The sequence below is a fragment of the Micromonospora okii genome, from assembly GCF_020884795.1.
GTDB classification, from domain to species: Bacteria; Actinomycetota; Actinomycetes; order Mycobacteriales; family Micromonosporaceae; genus Micromonospora; species Micromonospora okii.
The window spans coordinates 126,888-151,073 of record NZ_BBZF01000019.1 but is presented as its reverse complement, the minus strand read 5'-3'; the positions used below and the strand labels follow the sequence as shown (position 1 = coordinate 151,073).

26 protein-coding genes are annotated in these 24,186 nt (G+C 75.9%); 15 read left to right on the top strand and 11 right to left on the bottom strand.

The features are described from left to right. Positions 1 to 27: 27 nt before the first annotated feature. Together LPU43_RS17655 and LPU43_RS17650 are read right to left on the bottom strand one after the other, a co-directional pair. On the bottom strand, positions 28 to 663 hold the full coding sequence (locus tag LPU43_RS17655; RefSeq protein ID WP_229401549.1) for a response regulator: 636 nt from the start codon (positions 661 to 663) through the stop codon (positions 28 to 30). After that, positions 660 to 1,880 carry a sensor histidine kinase gene (locus LPU43_RS17650; RefSeq protein WP_229401548.1) on the bottom strand — a complete coding sequence of 407 codons (1,221 nt, stop codon included), beginning with the start codon at positions 1,878 to 1,880 and terminating at the stop codon, positions 660 to 662. Before LPU43_RS17650 ends, LPU43_RS17655 begins: the two co-directional genes overlap by 4 nt. A gap of 224 nt (positions 1,881 to 2,104) precedes the next feature. Between LPU43_RS17650 and LPU43_RS17645 the strand changes: the two genes are divergently transcribed. The 3 genes from LPU43_RS17645 to LPU43_RS17635 are packed head-to-tail and all read left to right on the top strand — an operon-like array spanning position 2,105 to position 4,477. Beyond that, on the top strand, positions 2,105 to 3,142 hold the full coding sequence (locus tag LPU43_RS17645) for an ABC transporter permease (RefSeq protein WP_229401547.1): 1,038 nt from the start codon (positions 2,105 to 2,107) through the stop codon (positions 3,140 to 3,142). After that, complete coding sequence (locus tag LPU43_RS17640) at positions 3,139 to 3,819, top strand: ABC transporter ATP-binding protein (RefSeq protein WP_229401546.1); 681 nt, start codon at positions 3,139 to 3,141, stop codon at positions 3,817 to 3,819. The genes LPU43_RS17645 and LPU43_RS17640 overlap by 4 nt, the downstream gene beginning before the upstream one ends. Before the next feature lie 46 nt (positions 3,820 to 3,865). Continuing rightward, positions 3,866 to 4,477 carry a histidine phosphatase family protein gene (locus tag LPU43_RS17635; RefSeq protein WP_229401545.1) on the top strand — a complete coding sequence of 204 codons (612 nt, stop codon included), beginning with the start codon at positions 3,866 to 3,868 and terminating at the stop codon, positions 4,475 to 4,477. Here LPU43_RS17635 and LPU43_RS17630 read toward each other — a convergent pair. Further along, complete coding sequence (locus LPU43_RS17630) at positions 4,407 to 4,913, bottom strand: Lrp/AsnC family transcriptional regulator (RefSeq protein ID WP_229401544.1); 507 nt, start codon at positions 4,911 to 4,913, stop codon at positions 4,407 to 4,409. The genes LPU43_RS17635 and LPU43_RS17630 overlap by 71 nt on opposite strands. A gap of 52 nt (positions 4,914 to 4,965) precedes the next feature. After that, positions 4,966 to 6,108 carry an acyl-CoA dehydrogenase family protein gene (locus LPU43_RS17625; protein WP_229401543.1) on the bottom strand — a complete coding sequence of 381 codons (1,143 nt, stop codon included), beginning with the start codon at positions 6,106 to 6,108 and terminating at the stop codon, positions 4,966 to 4,968. A 43-nt stretch (positions 6,109 to 6,151) separates the two neighbouring features. Here LPU43_RS17625 and LPU43_RS17620 point away from each other — a divergent pair, with 43 nt between their 5' ends. The 3 genes from LPU43_RS17620 to LPU43_RS17610 all read left to right on the top strand — a co-directional run bounded on the left by LPU43_RS17620 (position 6,152) and on the right by LPU43_RS17610 (position 7,790). Further along, positions 6,152 to 6,469 (top strand): hypothetical protein, encoded by a 318-nt coding sequence (locus LPU43_RS17620; protein ID WP_229401542.1) that lies wholly within the window; start codon positions 6,152 to 6,154, stop codon positions 6,467 to 6,469. Between the two features lie 120 nt (positions 6,470 to 6,589). Then, complete coding sequence (locus LPU43_RS17615; RefSeq protein ID WP_229401541.1) at positions 6,590 to 6,811, top strand: hypothetical protein; 222 nt, start codon at positions 6,590 to 6,592, stop codon at positions 6,809 to 6,811. A 49-nt stretch (positions 6,812 to 6,860) separates the two neighbouring features. Then, positions 6,861 to 7,790 (top strand): 5'-3' exonuclease, encoded by a 930-nt coding sequence (locus tag LPU43_RS17610; protein WP_229401540.1) that lies wholly within the window; start codon positions 6,861 to 6,863, stop codon positions 7,788 to 7,790. Between the two features lie 124 nt (positions 7,791 to 7,914). Here LPU43_RS17610 and LPU43_RS17605 read toward each other — a convergent pair whose 3' ends face one another. Then, positions 7,915 to 10,710 carry a DEAD/DEAH box helicase gene (locus LPU43_RS17605; RefSeq protein ID WP_229401539.1) on the bottom strand — a complete coding sequence of 932 codons (2,796 nt, stop codon included), beginning with the start codon at positions 10,708 to 10,710 and terminating at the stop codon, positions 7,915 to 7,917. Positions 10,711 to 10,796: 86 nt separating this feature from the next. Here LPU43_RS17605 and LPU43_RS17600 point away from each other — a divergent pair, with 86 nt between their 5' ends. The 6 genes from LPU43_RS17600 (at position 10,797) to LPU43_RS17575 (ending at position 16,856) form a co-directional block, all read left to right on the top strand. Beyond that, a complete protein-coding gene (locus tag LPU43_RS17600; RefSeq protein ID WP_373321739.1) occupies positions 10,797 to 11,561 on the top strand; it encodes an HAD family hydrolase in 765 nt (254 codons plus the stop codon). A gap of 97 nt (positions 11,562 to 11,658) precedes the next feature. Continuing rightward, positions 11,659 to 12,387 carry a TetR/AcrR family transcriptional regulator gene (locus tag LPU43_RS17595; RefSeq protein ID WP_229401538.1) on the top strand — a complete coding sequence of 243 codons (729 nt, stop codon included), beginning with the start codon at positions 11,659 to 11,661 and terminating at the stop codon, positions 12,385 to 12,387. A gap of 207 nt (positions 12,388 to 12,594) precedes the next feature. After that, the gene (locus LPU43_RS17590; protein WP_229401537.1) at positions 12,595 to 13,311 is read left to right on the top strand and encodes a tryptophan 2,3-dioxygenase family protein; all 717 of its coding nucleotides are present in this window, start codon (positions 12,595 to 12,597) and stop codon (positions 13,309 to 13,311) included. Between the two features lie 52 nt (positions 13,312 to 13,363). Next, a complete protein-coding gene (locus tag LPU43_RS17585) occupies positions 13,364 to 14,656 on the top strand; it encodes a tryptophan 2,3-dioxygenase (protein WP_306416148.1) in 1,293 nt (430 codons plus the stop codon). After that, positions 14,653 to 15,831 (top strand): aminotransferase class V-fold PLP-dependent enzyme, encoded by a 1,179-nt coding sequence (locus LPU43_RS17580; protein ID WP_229401535.1) that lies wholly within the window; start codon positions 14,653 to 14,655, stop codon positions 15,829 to 15,831. The genes LPU43_RS17585 and LPU43_RS17580 overlap by 4 nt, the downstream gene beginning before the upstream one ends. Then, a complete protein-coding gene (locus tag LPU43_RS17575) occupies positions 15,828 to 16,856 on the top strand; it encodes a methyltransferase (RefSeq protein ID WP_229401534.1) in 1,029 nt (342 codons plus the stop codon). Before LPU43_RS17580 ends, LPU43_RS17575 begins: the two co-directional genes overlap by 4 nt. 43 nt (positions 16,857 to 16,899) lie before the next feature. Here LPU43_RS17575 and LPU43_RS17570 read toward each other — a convergent pair whose 3' ends face one another. Further along, a complete protein-coding gene (locus LPU43_RS17570) occupies positions 16,900 to 17,916 on the bottom strand; it encodes a methyltransferase (protein ID WP_229401533.1) in 1,017 nt (338 codons plus the stop codon). 110 nt (positions 17,917 to 18,026) lie between these two features. Between LPU43_RS17570 and LPU43_RS17565 the strand changes: the two genes are divergently transcribed. Continuing rightward, complete coding sequence (locus tag LPU43_RS17565) at positions 18,027 to 18,770, top strand: zf-HC2 domain-containing protein (RefSeq protein WP_229401532.1); 744 nt, start codon at positions 18,027 to 18,029, stop codon at positions 18,768 to 18,770. Between the two features lie 51 nt (positions 18,771 to 18,821). Here the strand turns inward: LPU43_RS17565 and LPU43_RS17560 are convergent, their stop codons facing one another. The 3 genes from LPU43_RS17560 to LPU43_RS17550 all read right to left on the bottom strand — a co-directional run bounded on the left by LPU43_RS17560 (position 18,822) and on the right by LPU43_RS17550 (position 21,349). Then, positions 18,822 to 19,307 carry a PepSY domain-containing protein gene (locus tag LPU43_RS17560; protein ID WP_229401531.1) on the bottom strand — a complete coding sequence of 162 codons (486 nt, stop codon included), beginning with the start codon at positions 19,305 to 19,307 and terminating at the stop codon, positions 18,822 to 18,824. A 72-nt stretch (positions 19,308 to 19,379) separates the two neighbouring features. Continuing rightward, complete coding sequence (locus tag LPU43_RS17555) at positions 19,380 to 20,660, bottom strand: sensor histidine kinase (protein WP_229401530.1); 1,281 nt, start codon at positions 20,658 to 20,660, stop codon at positions 19,380 to 19,382. Then, positions 20,657 to 21,349 carry a response regulator transcription factor gene (locus LPU43_RS17550; RefSeq protein ID WP_229401529.1) on the bottom strand — a complete coding sequence of 231 codons (693 nt, stop codon included), beginning with the start codon at positions 21,347 to 21,349 and terminating at the stop codon, positions 20,657 to 20,659. Before LPU43_RS17550 ends, LPU43_RS17555 begins: the two co-directional genes overlap by 4 nt. A gap of 102 nt (positions 21,350 to 21,451) precedes the next feature. On the opposite strand from LPU43_RS17550, the gene LPU43_RS17545 reads away from it, so the two are divergent. Next, the gene (locus LPU43_RS17545) at positions 21,452 to 21,910 is read left to right on the top strand and encodes a septum formation initiator (protein WP_229401528.1); all 459 of its coding nucleotides are present in this window, start codon (positions 21,452 to 21,454) and stop codon (positions 21,908 to 21,910) included. Positions 21,911 to 21,979: 69 nt separating this feature from the next. On the opposite strand, the gene LPU43_RS17540 is transcribed toward LPU43_RS17545, so the two are convergent. Further along, positions 21,980 to 22,279, bottom strand: a complete 300-nt coding sequence (locus tag LPU43_RS17540) for a TraR/DksA family transcriptional regulator (protein ID WP_229401527.1) — start codon at positions 22,277 to 22,279, stop codon at positions 21,980 to 21,982. 497 nt (positions 22,280 to 22,776) lie between these two features. Here LPU43_RS17540 and LPU43_RS17535 point away from each other — a divergent pair, with 497 nt between their 5' ends. Then, on the top strand, positions 22,777 to 24,027 hold the full coding sequence (locus LPU43_RS17535) for a low temperature requirement protein A (protein WP_229401526.1): 1,251 nt from the start codon (positions 22,777 to 22,779) through the stop codon (positions 24,025 to 24,027). Positions 24,028 to 24,052: 25 nt separating this feature from the next. Here LPU43_RS17535 and LPU43_RS17530 read toward each other — a convergent pair. Beyond that, the coding region (locus LPU43_RS17530) for an SIP domain-containing protein (RefSeq protein ID WP_229401722.1) at positions 24,053 to 24,186 on the bottom strand (134 nt) is incomplete at its 5' end.

The window sequence follows — 24,186 nt, the reverse complement described above, 5'->3', positions numbered from 1 at the left end:
GCGGTGTAGCAGGCCCCCTCCCCCGGGTCAGCGCCGGATGAGGCCGAGCTGCGTCGCGGCGGCGACGGCGGCGGTGCGCGAGTCGACGCCGAGCTTGGCGTAGATCCGGGCGAGGTGGGACTTGACGGTGCCTTCGGTCAGGTACAGGCGGGCGCCGATGGCCTGGTTGGACAGGCCGCCCGCGACGAGGGTCAGGACCTCGGTCTCGCGGGGGGTCAGGGCCGCGCGGGGGTCGCGCAGCCGGTTCACGAGCCGGTCGGCAACGGCGGGGGCGAGGGTCGTCCGCCCGGCGGCGGCGGTGCGCACGGCGGCGGCGATCTCCTCGGGCGGGGCGTCCTTGAGCAGGTAGCCGGTCGCGCCGGCCGCGATGGCGGGCAGCGTGTCGGCGTCGGTGTCGTAGGTGGTGACGATCAGCACCCGAGGCGCGCCGGGCCGGGCGGTGATCTCGGCGGTGGCCTGGGCGCCGTTCATCGCCCGGCCGAACTGCAGGTCCATGAGGACCACGTCGATGTCGCCCACGCCGGCGCGGGCCACGGCCTCCTCGGCGGTGGCGGCCTCGGCCACGACCTCGAGGTCGGGCTCGGTCTCCAGTACGGCGCGGAGGCCGGCCCGGACGACGGGGTGGTCGTCGGCCAGGAGCAGCCGGATGAGCGGGCCTGTCACGGGTGCTCCTCGACGGCGCGGCCGGCGCCCGGGGCGACGGGTAGCTGGGCGGCCAGGGCGGTGCCCCGGCCCGGCGCGGACTCGACGGTGAGGGTGCCGCCGAGGGCGAGGACGCGGGCGCGCATCGCGGCCAGGCCGTACCCACCGCCCGGGGCCTCGGGCGCGGCAAGCCGGTGCGGGTCGAAGCCGTGCCCGTCGTCGGTGACGTCCACGGCCACCCGGTCGCCGAGGTAGCTGAGGGTGACGTCGGCGGTGCTGGCTTCGGCGTGGCGCACCGTGTTCGCGAGGGCCGACTGGGCGATGCGCAGCAGTGCCGTCTCGTGCGCGGCCGGCAGCGGCCGGGGTTCGCCGGTGAGGTGGAAACGCGCGGTGAGCCGGTGCCGGACGCTCGTGGTGCCGCACAGTTCCTCCAGTGCGCCGGCCAGGGTGGTGCCCTCCAGCGCGGGCGGGGCGAGGGCGGCGACGAAGCGGCGGGCCTCGGCGAGATTGTCGACGGCGGCCTGGCGGGCCTGGCCGACGTGGCGGGCGGCCCTGTCCGGCGCGCCGGGAAGGGCCCGCTCTGCGGCGCGCAGCAGCAGTTGGATGCTGGAGAAGCCCTGGGCCAGGGTGTCGTGGATCTCCCGGGCGAGGCGCTCGCGCTCGGTGAGGACGCCGGCGGTGTGCTGGGCGGCGGCCAGGTCGGCGCGCGTCGCGGTCAGCTCCTCGATCAGCCGCCGGCGGCGTTCGCTCTCGCGGTACAGGGCCTGGTAGCCCCACACCACGGCGATCGCCACGGCCGCGCCGAGGGCGGGGCCGATCGCCATCGCCGGGCTGAAGGAGCCCCGGTGCGCGGCGAAGCCGACGACGGCGGCCGCCGCGGTGATCGCCACGGCGGCCAGGCCGGCGCGGCGGGACAGCAGGTGCAGGTGCAGGAAGTACAGCGGGAAGGCCACCCACACCGCGTCCGACGACAGGGCCAGCAGGACCAGCCACACCGCGTCCACCGCGGCCAGCCACACCGCGGCGGCCCGCCGGGAGCGGCCGACGGAGGGCAGCAGGGGCCCGACCGCGTAGACCAGCCCGCACGCCACAGCCACCGCGGCGACCACCCCGGCGTACGGGTGGTCGCCGGCGACGGCCCGTACGGCGGCCAGGGCGAGCAGGCCGACGACGAGCAGGTGCAGGCACCAGGTCAGGGTCCGGGTGGCGGGCGTCAAGGCCGCAGCGGTGGTCTTCACGGTTCTTCCAGCGTAGGCAGCCACCGCCCCGGCGCGCCTCAATCGAAAGTTAGCACCGGCGGGCGGCCTTTCGGCACGCCACATCTGCTGCCTTGCGCCAGAAGCGGACCCCGGGGGCGAGCGGCGACCGTGGAGGTCTACCACGTACACCACGAGAGGGGCAGGCCGAAGCCGTGTTCGTCGCCTGGAGAGACCTGAGATTCGCCAAGGGGCGCTTCGCCCTGATGGGAACCGTCATCGTGCTGATCACCATGCTCGTCGGGCTGTTGTCCGGGCTGACCGCCGGCCTCGGCCGGCAGAACGTCTCCGCGATCACCGGCCTGCCCGCCGACATGCTCGCGTTCGGCGCGCCCGGCGGGGGTGAGGAGCTGTCGTTCTCCAACTCCACCGTCAGCGAGAGGCAGTGGCAGCAGTGGGCCCACACCCCCGGCGTGGACCGGGCGGAACCCCTGGGCATCACCACCACCAGGGCCACCGCCGGCGACCGGAGCACCGGGGTCTCCGCCTTCGGCGTCCAGCCCGGCTCGGCGCTCGCCCCGGCCGGCGACACGATCGACGGGCACGCGGCCGTCCTCTCCGTCACCGCCGCCGAGAACCTCGGCGTGGGCCCGGGCGACACCCTCACCCTCGGCGGGCAGCAGGTGAGCGTGGCCGCCGTGCGCGGCGACGCCTCCTTCAGCCACACCCCCGTCGTCTGGACCAGCCTGGGCCTGTGGCAGAGGCTGGCGCCCCCCGGCGGCGGGGCCGACGAGCCCGCCGCCACCGTCATCGCCCTGGACACCAGCGCCGACGCCGACATCCGGGCCGCCGACGAGCGCGCGGGCACCGAAACCGTCTCGAAGGACGACTCGCTCTCCGCGATCGGCTCCTACACCTCGGAGAACGGCTCACTGCAACTGATGCGCGGCTTCCTGTTCGCGATCTCCGCGCTCGTCATCGGGGCGTTCTTCACCGTCTGGACCATCCAGCGCAGCGGCGACGTCGCCGTGCTGAAGGCCCTGGGCGCCTCGACCGCCACCCTGCTCACCGACGCGCTCGGCCAGGCCGTCGTCCTGCTCGCCGGCGGCACCCTGCTCGGCACCGCCCTCGCCGCCGGCCTGGGCGCCCTCGTCGCCGGCGCGGCCGTGCCGTTCGTCCTCACTCCCGCCACCGTTCTCGTCCCGGCCGCCGTGATGATCGCGCTCGGCGCGCTCGGCGCGGCGCTGGCCATCCGCCGCATCACCTCCGTCGACCCGCTGACCGCCCTGGGGAGCGCCCGATGAGCCTGCACCTGACCGATGTCACCCTCACCTACCCCGACGGCGACTCCCGCCTGACCGCCCTCGACCGGGTCACCCTGACCGTGCCCAGGGGCAGCCTGACCGCCGTCGTCGGCCCCTCCGGCTCCGGCAAGTCCAGCCTCCTCGCCGTCGCCGCCACCCTGATCGCCCCGGACGCCGGCACCGTCACCGTCGACGGCGTCGCCACCACCGGCATGACGCGCGGCGAGCTGACCGCCCTGCGCCGCAGCCGGATCGGCATCGTGTTCCAGCAGCCCAACCTGCTGCCCTCCCTCACCGCGACCGAGCAGCTCCAGGTCATGGCGCAGCTCGACGGTCGCTCCCCCGCCGGGGCCCGGGGCCGGGCCCGGGAACTGCTCGACGCCGTCGGCCTCGCCGCCCAGGCGGACCGCCGCCCCCACCAGCTCTCCGGCGGGCAGCGCCAGCGCGTCAACATCGCCCGGGCGCTGATGAACGACCCCACGGTGCTGCTCGTCGACGAACCCACCAGCGCCCTCGACCACGAACGGGGCGCTGCCGTCGTCGACCTGATCACCCGCCTCACCCACCGGCGGGCCACCGCCACCGTCCTGGTCACCCACGACCGCGTCCACCTCGCTGCGGCCGACCGCGTTGTCGAGGTCCAGGACGGGCGGCTCACACCGGCTAGAGCATCCTAGGAGGCTAGCGCTACTGCCGGAACCGGGCAGGTGCTTGACTGGGCGGATGGGAGAGATCGTGCTCGTGCGACACGGGGAGACGGCCTGGAGTCTCGGGCGGCGGCACACCTCGTACACCGACCTGGAACTGACCACCGACGGCGAGCGGCAGGCGCGGGCCGTCGGGGGGCTCCTGGGCGGGCGGCGGTTCGTCCGGGTGCTGTCCAGCCCGCGCCGCCGGGCGCTGCGCACCGCCGAGCTGGCCGGGCTGGCCGTCACGGCCACCGATCCCGACCTGGCCGAGTGGAACTACGGCGAGTACGAGGGCGTGACGACCGCCGAGATCCACGCCGACCGCCCGGCGTGGAACCTCTGGACGGACGGCTGCCCGGGCGGGGAGTCCCCGGCCGAGGTGGGTGAGCGGCTCGACCGGGTGCTCGCCCGGGTCGCCCCGCTGCTGGAGCGCGGCGACGTGGCCCTGGTCGGCCACGGGCACGCCCTGCGGGTGCTGGGCGCGCGGTGGGTCGGGCTACCGCCGGCCGCCGGGGGGCTGCTCCGCCTGGACACCGCCACGGTGAGCCTGCTCGGTCACGAGCACGGCCGGCGGGTCATCGGGCGGTGGAACCAGCCGGCTCCCCCGCCGGCCGACCCCGCCCCCGAGCTGTCTGCTCGGCACTGATCCCCGGCGGCCGGTTCTCGTACGGGGTGGACAGCACCACGGTGGTGCGGGTGGTGACGTTGGCGGCCGTGCGGATCTCCTGGAGCAGCCGCTCCAGGTCCGCCGGCCCGGCCACCCGCACCAGCAGCATGTAGAAGTCCTCCCCCGCCACGGAGTAGCAGGAGTCGATCTCGGGCAGGTGGGCCAGCCGTTCGGGGGCGTCGTCGGGCTGTGACGGGTCGAACGGCCGGATCGCCACGAACGCGGTCAGCGGCAGGCCCAGCGCCTCGAAGGCGACGCGGGCGGCGTACCCCTTGATCACGCCGCGCTGCTCCAGCCGGCGGACCCGCTGGTGCACCGCGGACACCGACAGGCCCACCTTCTCCGCCAGATCCGTGTACGACAGCCGCCCGTCGGCGGTCAGCGCCGCGACGATGGCCCGGTCGGTCTCCTCCACGGCGTGCAACCTACCGGGAAAACGGCTCCCGTGCGACGACGCTCCCGCCGGGTCAGCCCTTCGCCAGCGCCCGGGAGATCACCATCCGCTGGATCTGGTTGGTGCCCTCGACGATCTGCAGCACCTTCGCCTCCCGCAGGTACCGCTCCGTCGGGTGGTCGGCCACGTAGCCGGCCCCGCCGAGCACCTGCACCGCGTCGGTGGCGACCCGCATGGCGACGTCCGTGGCGAACAGCTTCGCCTTCGCCGCCTCCGTCGAGTACGGGCGGCCGGCGTCGCGCAGCCGGGCCGCGTGCAGGGTCAGGGCGCGGGCGGCGGAGATCTGGGTGGCCGCGTCGGCGAGGAGGAAGCCGAGGCCCTGGAAGTCGATGATGGACCGGCCGAACTGCTGCCGCTCGCGGGCGTACCCGACGGCGTAGTCGAGGGCGGCCTGGGCCAGCCCGACCGCGCAGGCGGCGATGCCGAGCCGCCCGGAGTCCAGCGCGGACATGGCGATGGTGAAGCCCGCGCCCTCCGCGCCGACGAGCCGGTCGGCCGGCACCCGGGCGTCGTCGAAGGCGATCTGCGCCACCGGGGAGGCGTGCAGGCCCATGGTCCGCTCGGCGGCCTGCGGGACGATGCCGGGGGTGCCACGGTCGGCGAGCAGGCAGGAGATGCCCTTCGGGCCGGGGCCGCCGGTGCGGCAGAAGACGTTGTAGAAGTCGGCCACCCGGGCGTGGGTGATCCACGCCTTGGTGCCGGTGACGACGTACGCGTCGCCGTCGCGGACGGCCTTCGTGGTCAGCGCCGCCGCGTCCGAGCCGCCCTGGGGCTCGGAGAGGCAGTACGCGCCGAGCAGCTCGCCGCCGAGCATGTCGGGCAGCAGCTCGCGCTGGGCGGCGCTGCCGAACTGCGCCACCGGGTAGCAGGACAGCGTGTGCACGCTGACCGCCTCGGCGACGGCGAGCCACCGGCTGGCGAGGATCTCCAGGACCTGGAGGTACACCTCGTACGGCTGGGCGGCGCCGCCGTGCTCCTCGGGGTACGGCAGGCCGAGCAGGCCGGCGCGGCCGAGGGTGCGCAGCACCTCCCGGGGGAACTCGGCGCGCCGCTCGAACTCGGCGGCCCGGGGGGCGAGCTCCCGGTCGGCGAGTTCGGTGGCGAGGTCGAGCAGGTCGTGGGCCTCGTCGGTGGGGAGGATCCGGTCGACAGTCATAGCGCGATGAGCTCCGTGGGGGTGATGGTGAGCCGACCGCGTCGTGCGTGGGGCGGCCGGCGCGGTGCGGGAACCCGGGCCGGGGCCGGCTTCGGTGATCGGGGCGCGGGCGGGTCGACGGCCGCCGCGTCGGTTCCCACCCGTTCAGCTTAACGGTCGTTCGGCCGATCCCCGATCCCGGATCGGCCGGCCTCGGTGCCGCGCCCGCCACGTCCGGCTGGCGGAGCCGCGTCGCGCCGCCGACGCCCTGGCCGCCGTCGGCGCGTACGGCCTACCCGCCGCCAAGGCCCGGGTCGCGCTGATGGTCGCCCTCGGCGCGGGCGACCTCGACGGCGTCCGGGCCTGGTTCGACCAGTGGTGACCGGGGCCCCGGCCGCAGGGCCGGCTCGCGGCGAAGCCGCCCGGGCCGGGTGGCCGCGTCGCTAGCCTGGACCTGCGCCGACACCGGCGCGGGCGGCGCGGGAGAAAGGCGGGCGGCGCGGTGGCGGTCGACGAGCGGGCGGCGCGGCGACGGCGGGGGCTGCTGTGGGCCGGCATCCTCGCGGTGGCCGGGCTGGCGCTGCTGGTCGTCGGCCTGACCATCGCCAACGGGGCGGTGGCGTGGCTGGAGGTGGTCCTCGCGATCGCCCTGCTGGTGGCGAGCTACGCGGTGCAGCGCCTGGCACGGCGGGAGACCCTGTACCGGCGCGACGAGGACCGCTGACCGCCGCGCCGCACCCGGGTCGTCGGACGGTTGTGCCAGGCTGTCCGGCGTGGCACACCGACCCCCGATCCTGCTGATCGACGCCCCCAGCCTCTACTTCCGGGCCTACTTCGGCGTCCCCGAGTCCGCCGCGCGGGCCGCCGACGGCACCCCGGTCAACGCGGTGCGCGGCTTCCTCGACATGCTCGCCACCCTGGTCCGCGCCCGCCGCCCCGACCGGATGGTCTGCGCGCTGGACCACGACTGGCGGCCGGAGTGGCGGGTGGCGCTGCTGCCGTCGTACAAGGCGCACCGGCTGGCCCCCGAGGGCGGCGAGGTGGTGCCCGACACCCTTACCCCGCAGGTGCCGGTCATCCTGGACGTGCTGGCCGCCGTGGGCATCACCGCCGTCGGCGCGGCCGGCTACGAGGCCGACGACGTGCTGGGCACCCTGTCGGTGACCCAGCCCGCGCCGGTGGAGGTGGTCTCCGGCGACCGGGACCTGTTCCAGCTCGTCGACGACGCCCGGGGGGTGCGGCTGCTCTACGTGGGGCGGGGGGTGGCGAAGCTGGAGGACTGCGACGACACGGCGGTGCGTTCCCGCTACGGCGTGCCCGCCGACCGGTACGCCGACTTCGCGGCGCTGCGCGGCGACCCGAGCGACGGGCTGCCCGGGGTGGCCGGGGTCGGGGAGAAGACCGCGGCCCGGCTGATCGAGCGGCACGGTGACCTCGACGGTCTCCTCGCCGCGCTCGACGCCCCGGGCTCCGGCTTCGCCCCCGGCCTGCGGGCGAAGCTGGACGCCGCCCGCGACTACCTGGCCGTCGCGCCGAAGGTGGTGCGGGTGGCCCGGGACGTCCCGCTGCCGGAGCTGCCCACCGCGCTGCCGCAGGCGCCGGCCGACCCGGACCGCCTGCTGGAGCTGGCCGACCGATGGAACCTGGCCAACTCCTGCCGCCGCCTGGTCGACGCCCTCGCCGCCAGCCCTGACCGGCCCTGACCGGTCCGAGCCGGCCCTGACCGGCCGTCGATCAAGAGCTTTGCGTCAGCGGGGGCCCGCGAAGTGACGCAAAGCTCTTGATCGACGCTAGCCCCCGGGCGGGGTCAGCAGGGGTTGGGGGGGGTCAGGCGGGGGCGTGGTAGGAGAGGACGCCCCGGTTGACCGCCGCGATGGCCTGGCGGGCGGTGGAGCGCAGCTCCGCCGACGCGCCGCCGGAGTCGGCGAGCTGACCGAGCAGGTCGACCACCTGGCGGGCCCAGCGCACGAAGTCGCCGGCCGGCATCTCCCCGTCGATCTGGTGGCCGCTGGCCAGCACCTTGGCCAGCGCCTCCCCCCGCGCCCAGCGGTAGACCGGCCAGGCGAAGCCGAGGTCCGGCTCGCGGGTCACCGTGAGCCCCCGGGCCGCCTCGTCGGCCTCGATGTCGCCCCAGAGCTTGAGGGTGGCGTCGACCGCCTCCGCGACGGGGCCACGCGGCAGCGACGCCCGCTCGTCGACGTCGCGGCGGGCCTCGAAGACCACCACGGAGACGGCGGAGGCCAGCTCCGCCGGGGAGAGCCCGTCCCAGACGCCCCGGCGCAGGCACTCGGCGACCAGCAGGTCCGCCTCGGTCCAGATCCGGCCCAGCATCCGCCCCGCGTCGGTGACCGCGCCGTCGGCGGAGAGGTAGCCGCGCGCGGTCAGCAGCGCCACGATCCGGTCGAAGGTGCGGGCCAGGGAGCCCGTGCGGCCGGCGACCCGCTGGCGCAGCTCCTCGGTGTCGCGTTCCAGCCGGCGGCGCCGCTCGGCCCAGCGGGCGTGCTCCTCCCGGTCGGGGCAGGCGTGGCACGGGTGCCGGCGCAGCTCGGTGCGGAGCTGGCTGATCGCGTGGTCCTCCCCCGCGCCCTGCCGGGACCGGCCGCCCCGGCGACCGCCGTGCCGGTCCAGGCCGGTGCCGCTGATCTCGGCGGCGAGGTCGCGGCGGGCCGCCGGGGAGCGGTGGTTGAAGTGCTTCGGCACCCGGATGCGGGCGAGCACCTCGGCCGGGGTGGTGAAGTCGCCCGGGCTGACCCGGCCGGCCCAGCGGTCCTGGGTGAGCACCAGGGGGCGCGGCTCGCCGAACCCGCCGGTGGCCGGGTCGAGAACGACCGCGAGGCCGGCCCGCCGCCCGGACGGCACGCGGATCACGTCGCCGACGCGCAGCCGCTCCAGCGCGGCCACCGCGGCGGCCTTGCGCTGCTGCTGGCCCTGCCGGGCCACGGCGCGCTCCCGGTCGGCGATGGCCACGCGCAGGGCGAAGTACTCGTCGAAGTCGCCGTGGTGGCAGGCGGCCTCCGCGCCGTACGCCTCGATGGTCTCGGTGTTGCGCTGCACCTGCCGGGCCAGGCCGACCACCGACCGGTCGGCCTGGAACTGGGCGAACGAGGACTCCAGCAGCGCGCGGGCCGGCTCCGCGCCGACGGTGCCGACGAGGTTGACGGCCATGTTGTACGACGGGCGGAAGCTGGAGCGCAGCGGATAGGTGCGGGTGGAGGCCAGGCCGGCCACGTGCCGGGGGTCGGTCTCGGGGGACCAGACCACCACGGCGTGCCCCTCGACGTCGATGCCCCGGCGGCCGGCGCGGCCGGTGAGCTGGGTGTACTCCCCCGGGGTGAGGTCGACGTGGGCCTCGCCGTTGAACTTCACGAGGCGTTCCAGGACGACGCAGCGGGCGGGCATGTTGATGCCCAGGGCGAGGGTCTCCGTGGCGAAGACCGCCTTGACCAGGCCCCGGACGAACAGCTCCTCGACGACCTCCTTGAACACCGGCAGCATCCCGGCGTGGTGGGCGGCCAGGCCGCGCTCCAGGCCGTCGAGCCACTCCCAGTAGCCGAGGACCGACAGGTCCTCCCCCGGGATGGCGGTGACCCGGGACTCGACGACCCGGCGGATCTCCGCCCGCTCCTCCGGCGAGGTCAGCCGCAGGCCGGCGGCGAGGCACTGCTGCACGGCGGCGGCGCAGCCGGCGCGGCTGAAGATGAACAGGATCGCCGGGAGCAGCCCCTCCCGGTCGAGGCGGTCGACGATGTCGGGGCGCAGCGGGCCGCGCCAGCGGGGCCCGCGCCGGCCGCCGCCGGGGCCGGCGCTGCGCCCCTCCCCCAGCTCCAGGCGGCGCATCGTGTCGCGGGTGTAGCGCAGCAGCTCCGGGTGCACGTCGTGCTTGCGGGCGGCGTCGGCGTCGTGGAACAGGTCGAACATCCGCTTGCCGACCAGCATGTGCTGCCACAGCGGCACCGGCCGGTGCTCGGAGACCACCACGGCGGTCTCGCCGCGCACGGTGACCAGCCAGTCGGCGAACTCCTCGGCGTTGGAGACGGTCGCCGACAGGGAGACCAGGGTGACCGAGGCGGGCAGGTGGATGATCACCTCCTCCCAGACGCCGCCACGGAACCGGTCGGCGAGGTAGTGCACCTCGTCCATCACCACGTACGCCAGGCCCTCGAGGGTGGCCGAGCCGGCGTAGAGCATGTTGCGCAGCACCTCGGTGGTCATCACCACCACCGGCGCGTCGCCGTTGATGGCGTTGTCGCCGGTGAGCAGGCCGACCTGCTCGGCGCCGTGGCGCTCCACCAGGTCGTGGTACTTCTGGTTCGACAGCGCCTTGATCGGCGTGGTGTAGAAGCACTTGCGGCGCGGGGCCGGCCCGTCGCCGGACGCCGCCGGCTGCGCGGGGGCGCCGCGCAGCGCCAGGTGTACGGCGAACTCGCCGACCACGGTCTTGCCGGCGCCGGTGGGGGCGCAGACCAGCACCCCGCTGCCCCGTTCCAGGGCCTGGCACGCCTCCCGCTGGAAGTCGTCGAGATCGAACCCCAGGTCAAGGGCGAACTCGTCCAGCGCCGGGAACTGTGAGGCCTGCGCGGCCCGGCGGCGCGCCGCGGCGTACCGCTCGGCGGGGCTCGACATGTCCCCAAGATTAGTGCGTGCCCGCCGGGACCACCGGCCAAGGCCATCCGACAGCAGCGCCGGGGGCGGTCGGTAGGGTGCACGGCGTGCCGGACCATGCCGAACCGCCCCAGTCGAGTCCCCGAAGCGGCGACGCCGCCAGCGCCGGGGCGTCCCGGCGGCCCGTCGAGGCCGTGCTGTTCGACTTCCACGGCACCCTCGCCCAGGTGGAGGAGCCGCACGCCTGGGTGCTCGCCGCCGCGACGGCCTGCGGCGTGAGCCTGGAGCGGATGCGGGCCACGGCGCTGGCCGACCGCCTGCTCACCGCCGGCCGGGCGGGCGGGCCCCTGCCGGCCCGGGTGCCGCCGGCGGTGGCGGAGCTGTGGGCCGAGCGGGACCTCTACCCGCACGCCCACCGGGGCGCGTACACGGCCCTGGCGGCGACCGTGGACGCCGGGATCGAGGGCTTCGCCGAGGCGCTGTACGAGCGGGTGCTGGTGCCCGAGGGCTGGGTGCCGTACCCGGACACCGCGCCGACCCTGGCGGCGTTGAAGGCGGGCGGGGTGAAGGTGGCCGTGGTCAGCAACATCGGCTTCGACATCCGGCCGTTCTTCGCGGCGTGGGGGCTCGACGGGCTGATCGACGCGTACGCCCTGTCGTACGAGGTGGGGCGCTGCAAGCCGGACCCGGCGATCTTCTGGCGGGCGTGCGGGATGCTCGGCGTGGACGCGGAGCGGGCGCTGATGGTGGGCGACACGGCGGCCGACGCCGGGGCCGTGCGGGCCGGCTGCGCGGCGCTGGTGTTGCCGGAGGCGGAGCCGGGTCGGCCCAACGGGCTCGGCGCGGTGCTCGACCTGGCCCTGCGCGGCTGACCGGCTAACATCCCCTGACCTGCGGTTTCCGCTGCTAACACCGACGCGATAGCGCTGTGATTAGCGGCGTTATCATGATCCACGTATCGTCGCTGTCATGATCGACACGTCGCCCCGGGACCGGATCGTGCGGGCCGCCGCGGCGCTGCTCGCCCAGGGCGGCCGGGAGGCGGTCTCCACCCGGGCCGTCGCGCGGGCCGCCGGGGTGCAGGCGCCCACGCTCTACCGCCAGTTCGGAGACATGCGGGGGCTGCTCGACGCCGCCGCCAGCTACGGCTTCGCCGCGTACCTGCACTCCAAGGCCTCCCACGAACCCGCCGAGGACCCGGTGGACGCCCTGCGCCAGGGCTGGGACCTGCACGTCGAGTTCGGCCTCGCCGACCCCGCCTGCTACGCCCTCATGTACGGCGACCCGCGCCCCGGCGAGCAGCCGACCGCCGCCCGGGTGGCCGGCGACATCCTGGGCCAGCTCGTGCAGCGGGTGGCCGAGGCCGGCCGGCTGCGCGTCCCCGTCGACCGGGCCACCGGGATCACGCACGCCGCCGCGTCCGGGGTGACCCTCGCCCTGCTGCGCGTCGCGCCGCCCGAGCGCGACCCGGCCCTGTCGGCGGCGACCCGGGAGGCGGTGATCGCGGCGGTGGCCACCGACAGCCCCATCGCCCGCGCCGCCCCCGGGCCGGACCCCCGCTCCGCCGTGCGGCACGCCGTCGCGCTGCGGGCCGCGCTGCCGAGGCTCGCCACGGGGCTGACGGCGGCCGAGAAGGCCCTGCTCGCGGAGTGGCTGGACCGCGTCGCCGGCGCACCCCGGCCCGCGCCGCCGGGCTGAGCGACCGGCCGTTCCCGGGCGCCGCCGGCCCCCGCCATGTCGCCCGCCTTTCGCCGGAAACCGTCGGGAAGCCGCCATTCCCACCGGCAGTGGACAGTCTGCGACGGGGGCGTGACATATTGCAGTTGGTCGTTGGATACTGTGCGCCGCGATGATCCGTCGCGGTCGGGTTCACCTGCCCCCGACGTCGAACGAGGGGACAATTCCGTGAAGCGGGACCATTCTGCCGTGCTGCCCGGCGACGGCGACACGGACTACGCGCGCTACATGCGCACGGACGCGTTGCTGGACCTCCAGCGGCCTCCGGGGCAGATGATCCACCGCGACGAACTGCTCTTCCAGGTGGTGCACCAGTCCGCCGAGCTGTGGCTCAAGCTCGCGGAGGCCGAGCTGACCGAGGCGGCGTGCCGGATCGACGCCGGCGACCCGGCCGCGGCGGAGCCGCTGATCACCCGGGCGACGCTCGGGGTGCGACTGGTCACCGACCAGCTCGAGATGTTCCGCTACCTCTCCCCCGCCGACTTCCAGGCGATGCAGCCCGCGCTCGGCAACGGCTCCGGGGCCGAATCACCCGGCTGGCGGCGGGTCCAGGGCGCCAGCCGGCAGCTCGGCCGGGCGTTCTGCGAGCACCTCGCCGCCCGGCGGATCGAGCTGTCGGCGCTCGCCGCGGCGACGCCGACCGACCCGCTGCACCGGCTGGCCGAGGCGATGGTCGAGTGGGACGAGCGGGTCTCGTTCTGGCGCGTGCGGCACTACCAGGTCGCCGTCCGCATCGGCGGCCACGCCCCCGCCGGCACCAAGGGCAGCCCGGCGACCATGCTCGCCAAGCTGATCGAGCACCGGTTCTTCCCCGAGCTGTGGCGGGCCCGGACGAGCACCGCCGACGAGCCGACGGACGACCATTCCGCGCCCCATCTGCCGTAACCGGAACGCCCCGCCTCCCACCGTCCGTGTGCCACACAAACGTCATGTCGAGGTGCGGTTCGTGCGTGAGCTGACGAGTTGGGTGTCCGGCTTTTCCGACCCCGACAATTTTCCCTACCCCGCCGTGCTGGCCGAGTTCCACCGGGTCGGCAAACACTTCGTCGAAAAGGAACTGCTCGCCCTTCTCGACGAGATCCGGGCGCAGCTTCCCGCCGCCCGTGGCGGCCCGGACGCCGCCGGGCGGCCGGGCCCCGCCCGGCTGCTGCGCGACTTCCTCGACGTCGCCCTCGACAAGTGGGACGGCCGGTACGACTACCGCAGCTACCTCGGGCTGCCCCTGCTCGGGCTGCCCACCGGGGACGGGAACACGGCGGGCGACCCGGACGGCGGGCGGCGGGAACGCGACCGGCTCCTGGTCCGCCTCATCGCCGACGCGCTGGCGTTCGAACTGGCCGCCGGGGCCGGGGCCACGAGCCTGCTGCCCGAGCAGCGCCCCGGCCCGGCGCTGGTGGCCAAGCGCCACCGGCTCGGGGTCCGGGCGGCGGCGCCGGCGCTGACCCGCCTCGGCCTGGTCGCGCCGCCCGAGGGCTCCCGACCGCAGGCAGCGGCGGCGGCGCTGACCGCCCTCGCCCGCGCCGACCGCACCGCCGCCGAGGAGCGGATCCTGCGGCTGACCATGCTGCCGGTGTACGTGTCGCACGACGAGTACCTGTTCATCCGGGTGCTCCAGGCGTACGAGTGCGTCTTCGCGGCGCTCGCCGACGAGCTGCGCGCGGCGGTCGGCGACGTGGCCCGGGGCCGGGCGCGGCCGGCCGCCGACCGGCTCACCCACGCCCGGGACCAGCTCGCCGCCGCCGGCCCGCTCTTCTCGCTGCTGGCCACCATGCAGCCGGAGTCGTTCCGCACGTTCCGGGCGTACACGGAGGGGGCCAGCGCCATCCAGTCCCGCTCCTACAAGCTGGTGGAGTCGCTGTGCCGTACCCCCGACGGGGCCCGGCTGGCCTCGGCCGCCTACCGCTCGGTGCCGGAGGTGCGGGCCGGGGTGCTCGCCGGGGCGCCGACGATCGACGCCGCCTACCGGACGGCCGTGCGCGACGGCCGGCTGGCCGGGCCCGACCGCGACCTGGTGCGGCGGCGGATGGGCGAGTTCGCGGCGGCCCTGCTCCAGTGGCGCCGCACCCACCACCGGCTGGCCACCCGGATGCTCGGCGACCAGCCCGGCACCGGCTACACCGAGGGGACGCCCTACCTGGCCGCCGCCCGCTCCGTGCCGGTCTTCACCACCGTCGGCCACGGCCCGTGGCCGGCGTCGTCCCGCGAGGAGACCGGAGGCTGCCCCGCGTGAGCGCACCCGACCCGCGACCGGCGGCCGACGAGGCGCGCTGCCTCGACGCCGCCGCGCACGCCGCCCTGCGCGCCGAGTTCCCCCTGCTGGAGACCGGCGTCTACCTGAACAACAACTCCACCGGCGCGGTGCCCCGGGGCGCGCAGCGGGTGCTGGCGGAGTACGGGCGGACGCTGCGCACCTGGCGCGACGACGTGTGGCAGGGCTGGCACGTCGGCCTCGACCGGTACGCCGACTCGCTGGCCGCGTTCATCGGCGCGCCGGCGGGCAGCGTGGTCACCGACACGAACCTGAGCACCCTGCTGGCCCGGGTCGCCTCCTGCTTCGACTACCGCGCCCCGCGCAACCGGGTCGTCACCACCGACCTGGAGTTCCCCACCGTGCCGTTCGTCTGGAAGGCGTTCGGCCGGTACGGGGCCGAACTCGACGTGGTCGGCTCCGGCGGCCCGCTGTTCGACGAGGACGCCCTGTGCGGGCGCGTCGACGAGCGGACGCTGCTGGTGTGCGTGCCGCACGCCAGCTTCACCTCCGGCGCGACCCTCGACCTGCCGCGACTGGTCGCCCGCGCCCACGACGTCGGTGCGCTGGTGGTCGTCGACGCCTTCCAGACCGTCGGGATCGTGCCGCTGGACGTCACCGCGCTCGGCGTCGACGTCGTCCTCGGCGGCGCGCACAAGTGGCTGTGCGGGATCGCCACCGCCTTCCTCTACGTCCGCCCGGACCTCGCGTCGGAGCTGGAACCGGCGGCGACCGGCTGGCAGGCCGGCGACCGGGCGCTGACCTTCCAGCCGTCGACCGGTTGGGCGCCCGGTGCGCAGCGGTTCGCCGGCGGCACCCCGTTCCCGCTCACCTCGCTGGTCTCCCAGGTGGGCCTGGACCTGCTGGCCGGGGTGGGGGTCGACGCGATCCGCCGGCACTCGCTGGCGTGCACGGCCCGGATCGTGGAGCGGGCGGCGGCGGCCGGCGTGACGGTGGTCAGCCCGACCGAGCCGGGCCGGCGCGGCGGCGTCGTGTGCCTCGACGTGCCCGACGGGGAGACGGTCAAGCGCCGGCTCGCCGAGCGGGACGTGATCTGCAGTTGGCGGGGCTACCTGCGGGTCGGCCCGCACGTCTACAACACCCTCGACGAGGTCGACGCGTTCATGGACGCGCTGGAGAAGGAGCTGGGCCGATGACCGTCACCCTGTCGCCCCGGGCGCTGATGAGCCTGCTCGCCAACGGGCCCAAGGCCATGGACGTGCTGGAGACCGCCCTCGGCATGGGGCTGCTGGACGCCCTGGAGCCGGGGCCGGCCCGCCTCGGCGACCTCGCCACCCGGTTCGGGGTGCTGCCGCCGAGGCTGTACAAGTTCCTCGACTGCCTGGAGAGCCTCGGCTTCGTCGAGCGGTACGCCTGCGACGACCTCGCCGCGACCGCCTACCGGGCCGTTCCCGGGCTGCGCGACGCCGTGGTCGCGGTGGTGGGGCCGGACGCGCAGGAGCGGGACCGGGACCGCTACCCGTGGCGGGTGCTGCACGGCCGGCTGGCCGAGACCCTGCGCGGGGAGGTCAGCATGAGCGACGACGACTTCGCCTGGCCGCCGCGCACCGACGAGCAGACCGCCGCCTTCGAGCGGAGCATGGCCGTCGGGCTCGGCCCGGTCGTCGAGGCGGTGCACCGGCACGCCCGCGCCCTCTGGGCGGGCCGCCGCCGCCTGCTCGACGTCGGCGGCGGCGACGGCACCCTCGCCGCGCGCGTCCTCGACGACGCCCCCGACCTGCGCGCCGACGTCTACAACCTGCCGGCGGTGGCGCCCCTCGTCGCGGACACCCGGGCCCGCAGCGGCCACGGCGACCGGCTGGGCTTCGTTCCCGGCGACTTCTTCGCCGCGCCGCTGCCGACCGGCTACGACGCGCTGTCATTCGTCCGGGTGCTGCACGACTGGCCCGACGACGTGGCGCGCGGGCTGGTCGAGCGGGCGTACGCGGCGCTCGCCCCGGGCGGGATGCTGCTGATCTGCGAGGAGTTCCGCACCCCGGACCGGCTGGCGATGCAGTTCTTCTGGAGCTACTTCCTCATCGGCGTGGACAGCAGCGTCAGCCGGCTGCGGGAGGTCGAGTTCTACACCGCCCTGCTCGCCAAGGTCGGCTTCGAGCGGGTGGCGGTGCTGCCCGGCGCCTGGGAGCTGGTCGTCGCGCACAAGCCGGCCGACGCGCGGTGAGCAGGCCGGGCCGGGGCTGCGCCCGGCCCGGCCCGCCGCCGGGTCAGGCCCGCCGGCCGACCACCGCGCCGTTGGCGCCCGGCGCCTCGAACCACACGGTGCGCACGTCGACGAACCCGGCGTCGGCCAGCCAGGCGGCGTACTCGGCGCGGGAGTAGTTCTTCCCGCCCTCGGTCTCGACCAGCATGTTCAGCCCCATCAGGGCCGCCTCCGGCGGGCCGGTGCGCTCGTCGTTGAGCAGCAGCTCGCAGATGACCACCGCCCCGCCCGGGGGCAGCGCCGCGTGGCACCTGGCCAGCAGCGCCCGGTTGGTCGGCTCGTCCCAGTCGTGCAGGATCATGCTCAGCAGGATCACGTCGTGCCCGTCGGGCAGGGCCGGGTCGGCGAGGAAGTCGCCGGCGACGGCGTCGACGCGCCCGGTCAGCCCCGCCTCGGCGACGCGCTCGCGGGCCCGCTCGCACACGTGCGGCAGGTCGAGGATCGTGGCGCGCAGCTCCGGCAGCCGCCGGCAGAACTCGATCGGGAACGCGCCGGCCCCGCCGCCCACGTCGAGCAGCCGGGTGTGCGCGCCGAAGTCGTACGCGTCGGCCAGGGCGCGGGCGGTGAAGCTGGAGGTGGAGTACATGGCGTCCCAGAACTGCGCCAGCATCTCCGGGTCGGTGGTGTCGAACATCGACTGCTGCGCCCCCGGCTCCCAGGTGAGGGGCCGGTTGGTGCGCAGCGCGTCGCCGATGCGGTGCCACGGCAGGTAGGTGCGCAGGTCGGAGTAGCGGACCTGCGCGCCGAAGTAGTAGGGCCGCCCCTCGACCAGGAACTGCTCGGCGAGCTCGGAGTTGCGGTAGCCGTCGCCGGCCCTGACCAGCAGGCCGAGGGAGGCGCTGGCGGCCAGCAGCAGGTCGGCCGGGCGCTCGTCGAAGCCGAACTCGGCGGCGGCCTCGGCGACGGTCATGGTCCGGCCGCCGGCCAGGCGGGTGAACAGGCCGAGTTCGACGCCGACGGCGAGGGTCTTGAACCCCCACACACCGGCCACGAGGCCCATCAGAGGAGTGGGACTGATCATCGGCACATGAGATCACAAATGCCGCTCCCGTCCACTGTGGACACGCGGGCCCGGCGTCGCGGTGGCGGGTCGGCGGGAACCTCCCGGCGGCGGTGAGCGACTATCGGTACATGCGGTGTGAGCGGTGGCGGGAGATGCTGTCGGCCCAGCTAGACGGGGAGGAGACCCCCGCCGAGCGGAGCGCGGCCGAGGGGCACCTGGTCACGTGCGGTGACTGCCGAGCCTGGTTCGACGCGGCGGCGGCGGTGACCCGGCGGGCGCGTACCCGCGTGGTGGCCCCGGCGCCCGACCTCGCCGACGCGATCCTCGCCGCCGTCCCGGCCGGCCCCGCGCCCGCGCGGCGCGCGACGCGGGGCCGGCTGGTCGCCGGGCTGCGCGGCGCGCTGGGCCTGGTGGGCGCCGTGCAGGTGGTGCTCGGGCTGGCGCAGGTGGGGCGGGGCGCGGTCGGGGCGCACGCCCACGCGGCGGGCCAGCATCTCTGGCACGAGTCGGCGGCGTGGAACGTCGCCGTCGGCGCGGGGTTCCTCTTCGTGGCGGCGCGCAGGTTCGCGCCGGCCGGCGTGCTGCCGATGCTCAGCGCCTTCGTCGCGACGCTGGTGCTGCTGTCGGTCAACGACCTGATGACCGGCCAGGTCGCCGTGTCGCGGCTGGTCAGCCACGCATTCCTGGTGGTCGGCTGGGTGCTCACCGCGCTGCTGTCGCGGCCGGGGCTGCGCCCGGGCGGCCCGTCGCCCCGACAGGGACGCACGGGCCGGTCCCGGTGGCGCGTCGACCTGGACCAGGCCGAGGAGCCGACGCCGCTGCGGCTGCTGCCGCCGTACGCCGGTCAGGCGAGCACGCGCCGGGCCGCCTGACCGGCCGGGCCGGGCGCGGGCGGGTGGCCCGGCCCCGGCGGGCACGCCCGGTCAGTCGTCGTCGCCGTCGTCGTCCTTGTCATCGTCGTCGGCGTCGTCGTCCTTGTCGTCGTCGACCGGCTCCTGCTCGGCCTTGACCACGGTGCCGTCGTTGCGGTCCACATCGACCTCGTGCTCGGTCTGCCCGTTGACGACCTCGACGCTCCACACCTGGCGGCCGTCCTCGTCCTCAGCCTCGACCTCGACGACCTGGCCGCCGCCGGCGCGCGCCAGCGCGATCTCGCCGGCCCGCCGCTCGTCGACGCCCGCCCCGGGCGGAACGGTCGCGGCGGGCGGAGCGGTCGTCCCGGGCGGAACGGTCGCGGGAGCGGTCGCCGCAGGCGGAGCAGTCGCGGCGGGCGGGGTGGTCGCCGGAGCGGTCGCGGCGGGCGGAGCGGTCGTGGTGGCACCGACGGCCGTGGCACCGGCGGCGACCCCGGCCACCGCCAGCACCGCCGCGCCGCCGACCGACGCCATGATCAGGGACTTGCGTTTCATCTCGGTGCACCTTTCCTCGGTTGCTGTCATCGAGGATCGGCCAGGGCGGGATAGCGGCGCGCTGTACCGACGCTAAGACGCGGTTAAGGTCGCCGGCTGCCCCAGCCGGAGGCGCACCTGCGCGCCGCCGCCCGGGGCGGCTCGCAGCTCCATGCGGCCACCGGCCGCCTCGGCGGCCCGTCGGGCGATGTCCAGGCCCAGGCCGGTGGAGCCGGCGGGGCTGGCCCCCCGGCGCACCGTGGCCGCCGGCATCCCGGGGCCCTCGTCGGCCACGGTGAGGACCACCCCGTCGGTGTCCCGGGCGAGGCGCACGGCGAACCCGGTGCCGTCCGGGGTGTGCGCGAACACGTTGCCCAGCAGCGCGTCGAGCGCGGCGGCCAGCTCGTCGGCGGGCACCCGGACCGGCAGCGGGCCGGAGGCCAGGTCGCAGCGGACCTCCCGCCCGGTGTCCTCGGCCAGCACCGACCAGAACGCCACCCGATCGGCGACCACCGCCGCCGCGTCGGCGGGGGCGGCCGACGACCGGTCGCGGCGGGCCTGGCGGATCAGCCCGGTGACGGCCCGTTCCAGCCCGTCCGCCGCGGCGGTGATCCGCGCCGCGTCCTGCGGCTCACGCAGCGACTCGGCCTCCAGCCGCAGCGCCGTCAGCGGGGTGCGCAGCCGGTGGGACAGGTCGGCCACCTGCTCCCGCTCCTGCGCGAGCAGCACCTGGATGCGCCCCGCCAGGTGGTTGAGCGCGCCGGCCACCTCGCGCAGCTCCGCCGGGCCGGCGGGAGCCACCCGGGCGTCCAGCTCGGCGTTGGCCAGCCGGTGCGACACCGCGGAGAGCTGGGCGATCGGCCGGACCAGGGTGCGGGCCAGCCGGTCGGCCACCAGCAACCCGACCAGCACCAGCACCAGCACCAGCAGGGCCAGCAGCAGCCAGGCCCGCTGCACCCCGGCGGTCAGCTCGGCGCGCGGCACCACCGTGCGGATCACGCCCGTGCCGTCCGGGCGGCCCTGCACGGCGATGACCACCTCGCGTCCGGCGTCCGACTCCACGGTGAGGCTGCGGCCCCGCTCGGCCAGGGCCACTGCGGGGGTACGCGGGGCGGGCGTGCCCAGCACCGTGTCGCCGGGCAGGAAGACGCTGACCGGGCGGCCCGACTCGGCGGCGAGCTGCTCGACGGTCAGCCGGATGGTCGCGGCGTCGGCCGTGCCCACCACCGGCACCAGGCTCTGCGCGTCGGCGGTCGCCCGGACCGTGGCCCGGTCCTCCGCCACGGCGCGCACCAGCAGCGCCAGCGGGACGAGGAAGGCGACCAGGGTGAGCACGCTGACCGCGGCGGCGAGCAGCGCCAGCCGCGCCCTCACCCGCCGCTCCCCGGCGACTCCAGCCGGACGCCCACGCCCCGCACGGTGTGCAGGTAACGGGGTTGTTGCGCGCTCTCGCCCAGCTTGCGGCGCAGCCAGGACAGGTGCACGTCGACCGTCTTGTCCGCGCCGCCGTACGGGATCTGCCACACCTCGGTGAGCAGTTCCCGCTTCGTGACCACCTCCCCGGGCCGGGCGGCGAGGTGGTGCAGCAGGTCGAACTCGCGCGGGGTCAGCTCCACCGGCGCCCCGTCGAGGGTCACCTGCCGCGAGCGCGAATCGACCCGCAGCCCGCCGACGACCAGCGCCGGCTCTCCCGCCGCCGAGGACGCCGCGCGGCGCAGCACCGCCCGCACCCGCGCGTCCAGTTGGGCGGCGGTGAACGGCTTCACCACGTAGTCGTCGGCGCCGGCGTCGAGGACCCGGACGATCTCGGTCTCGTCGTCGCGGGCGGTGGCCACGATGACCGGGACCGCGCTGACCGCCCGCAGCATCCGCAGCAGCTCCCGGCCGTCGAGGTCGGGCAGGCCCAGGTCCAGCACGACGAGGTCGGGCCGGTCGTCGAGGGCGTCGCGCAGCCCCGCCATCGCGGTCGACGCGGCGGCCACGGCGTGCCCCCGGTCCCGCAGCGCCCGCACCAGCGGCGTGCGGATGGTCAGGTCGTCCTCGACGAGCAGCAGGCGGGGCACACGGTGCAGGCTAGTCGCCACGCCGGCCCCCGGCCCGCTTCTTAACCCTCCCTTAGCGTGGTGTGGCGCTGCCGCCAACCCTCGGTCGGGGATAGTCGGGGGATGCGCCGTCGCGTCCTCGCCTTCGCCGGGTGGCTGGCCACCGCCGTGCTCGCCACCCTGGTCGGGGTGGCCGCGATCCGGCTGGTCGGAGAGAGCATCACCGGTACCCCGGGCGGGGTGCTCAGCCAGGACGAGGTGGAGCGGGCGCTGGCCTCGCCGGAGCCGACGTCGGCGGGGCCGGGCGCGACGCCGCCGCCGGAGGCCGGTTCGCCGACGCCCGACGCCCCGCCTGCTGTCGGGCGTCGGGGGGTCTTCGCCACGTCCGGCGGCACCGCCGTGGCCGAGTGCGTGCCGGGCGGGGTGCGGCTGGTGTCCTGGGCCCCCGCGCAGGGCTACCGGGTGGGCGACGCCGACCGGGGCCCCGACGACGACGTCGAGGTCACGTTCGTGGGGCCGGGCGGCGAGCACGAGCTGAAGTTGCGGTGCGTGGCCAATGAGCCGGTGGCCGTCGACGACTGACGCGGCGACGGCCGCCGGCTCGCCCGCCCGGCTCGCGGGCGGGCGTCGGGGGGCCGGGCGGGTGGCCCGTCAGCGCTGGCAGGGCACGCAGCGCCGGGCGTGCGGCACGACCTGCAGCCGCTCCGGCGGGATCTGCGTCCCGCACGCCTCGCAGGCGCCATAGCGGCCCTCGGCCATGGCGCGCAGCGCGTCGGCGATGCGCTCCACGTTCTGCCGGGTTGCGGCGATCAGCGCGGCCCGGGTGTGGGCGTCGCCCGGGTCGCCGGTGTCGGCGGTCAGCTCGGTCAACCGGGCGGTCTGCGTCGCGTGGTCGTCGGTCAGCGTCACACGCAGGTCGGTGAGCCACTGGCTCTGGGTCTCGATGGTCATGTCACGTCCCTTCCGGGGAAAAAGAAAAAGGGCCGAAGCTGGAAAGCTTCGCCCTGGCCGATCCCGTTTGCGGAATGCGCTTCGGGAGGGCCACGACCGGTGGGGATCGGGCTCGGCAGCCCCTGGCCGGGGGCGACGGCGACGGCCGGCGCGCAGGCCGGCAGCGCCGGGCGGGCTGCGGGGCGACACCGCCCGACGGCAGCCGGCGTCGGCGTCACGACGGTGACGCGGACGCGGGCGGTCGGGGCGGCGGGATGCATCGGGCCACCATAGGCCGCCGCGCCGGAAAAGCCCAGCGGGATTGTCGGCCGGGTCGAAAAAGGCCGACGGAACCACCGGCTGTCCGGTTTGCCGGGCTCGGCCCCGGGAAGACGGCCCGCCGACCCGTCCCGCCCGGGCAGGAGGACCAGGTGACCCGTGAGCCCCCGGAAAGCGGGCCCGCCGGCCGGTCCCCCGACCCGAGGCCCCCACCCGCGGCTGGACGGCTCCGACCCGGGTTGCGGCCGGTCACCGAGGAGACCCGGGTCACCACGGCGGAGCTCTTCTTCGACGTGGTCTTCGTCTTCGCCTTCATCCAGGTCACCACGTTGATGACCGATCCGGCGCACCTCGGCACGCTGCGCGGCCTTCTGGTCCTGTCGATGCTCTGGTGGTCCTGGACGCTGTTCGCCTGGCTGGGCAACCGGGTCCGCGCCGACTACGGCCTGGGACGGGTGACCCTCCTGGTGGCCACGCCGGTCATGTTCGTGCTGGCGGTCAACACGCGCGAGGCGTTCGCCGAGACGGGCGACAGTGTCGAGCCGACGCTGTGGTTCGTCGTGTGCTTCGTCGCAGCCCGGGTCATCTACCTCGCCGTACGCCTCTACGCCTCGCCGGGGCTGCGCGGACGCGACGTCGCGGCGCTGACCGCGCCGATGGTCGCCGGCGCGGCGCTGCTGCTCGCCGCGGCCCTGCTGCCCCGCTCGGCGCTCGACCCGGACGCGGTGCCGGTGTCGCAGGTCGGCCTGTGGGCGCTGGCCGTCGTCGTGGACTACGCCGCCGCGCTGGCGCTGCCGGTGTCGGAGCGGGCCGTCCTCTCCGCCCGGCACTGGGCCGAGCGGCACAACCTGATCATCATCGTGGCGCTCGGCGAGGTGCTCGTCGCCGTCGGTCTCGCCGGGGCCGACCAGCCCAACACGCCCGGTCTGCTCGTCGCGTCCGCGCTCGCCGTCGTCGTCGCCGGCGCCCTCGAGTGGATCTACTTCGACCTCTCCGCGCTGGCGGGCGAGCACGCCCTGGCCGCTGCCACCCCGGCCCGGCGGGTCGCCATCGCCCGCTCCTGCTACAGCTACCTGCACCTGCCGATGATCGCCGGGATCATCCTGCTGGCCCTCGGGCTCAAGCAGGTGCCCGCCCTGTCCGGCGTGGCCGGTCACGCCGAACCACTGGACGACCTGGGTCGGCGCGCGATGTACGGGGGCGTCGTCCTGTTCCTGGTGGCCCACGCCGCCTTCCAGTGGCAGTTGGGCGCCGGGGCGCGGGCCGTGGTCTGGCCCCGGCTCACCGCCGCCGCGCTGCTGCTGGCGCTGCTGCCGCTGACCGCCCGGGTCTCCGCGCTGTGGGCGCTGAGCTGGCTCGCCGCGATCTGCCTGGTCACCGCGGCCACCGAGTTCCTGGTCAGTCGCCCGCAGCGGCGGCGGCTGCGGGCGACGCTCTCCGCCGAGCCCGGGTGCGCGACCGGCGGCGGCGCCGGTCGCGCACCGTCCTGACCGCGACGGGCAGGGCGGCGGCGGTTCAGGCCGGATCGGCGCGGCCCAGCCGCCAGTAGCCCATGAAGGCCACCGCCCGCCGGTCCAGCCCCCGCTCGACCACGAGGTGCCGGCGCAGCGTGCGGATCACGCCGGCCTCACCCGCCAGCCACGCGTACA

Coding starts and splice junctions, on each gene's coding strand:
- LPU43_RS17645 (WP_229401547.1), top strand. CDS start 2,105: ATGGGAACCGTCATCGTGCTGATCACCATGCTCGTCGGGCTGTTGTCC.
- LPU43_RS17640 (WP_229401546.1), top strand. CDS start 3,139: ATGAGCCTGCACCTGACCGATGTCACCCTCACCTACCCCGACGGCGAC.
- LPU43_RS17635 (WP_229401545.1), top strand. CDS start 3,866: ATGGGAGAGATCGTGCTCGTGCGACACGGGGAGACGGCCTGGAGTCTC.
- LPU43_RS17625 (WP_229401543.1), bottom strand. CDS start 6,108: ATGACTGTCGACCGGATCCTCCCCACCGACGAGGCCCACGACCTGCTC.
- LPU43_RS17605 (WP_229401539.1), bottom strand. CDS start 10,710: ATGTCGAGCCCCGCCGAGCGGTACGCCGCGGCGCGCCGCCGGGCCGCG.
- LPU43_RS17595 (WP_229401538.1), top strand. CDS start 11,659: ATGATCGACACGTCGCCCCGGGACCGGATCGTGCGGGCCGCCGCGGCG.
- LPU43_RS17575 (WP_229401534.1), top strand. CDS start 15,828: ATGACCGTCACCCTGTCGCCCCGGGCGCTGATGAGCCTGCTCGCCAAC.
- LPU43_RS17570 (WP_229401533.1), bottom strand. CDS start 17,916: ATGATCAGTCCCACTCCTCTGATGGGCCTCGTGGCCGGTGTGTGGGGG.
- LPU43_RS17565 (WP_229401532.1), top strand. CDS start 18,027: ATGCGGTGTGAGCGGTGGCGGGAGATGCTGTCGGCCCAGCTAGACGGG.
- LPU43_RS17560 (WP_229401531.1), bottom strand. CDS start 19,307: ATGAAACGCAAGTCCCTGATCATGGCGTCGGTCGGCGGCGCGGCGGTG.
- LPU43_RS17545 (WP_229401528.1), top strand. CDS start 21,452: ATGCGCCGTCGCGTCCTCGCCTTCGCCGGGTGGCTGGCCACCGCCGTG.
- LPU43_RS17540 (WP_229401527.1), bottom strand. CDS start 22,279: ATGACCATCGAGACCCAGAGCCAGTGGCTCACCGACCTGCGTGTGACG.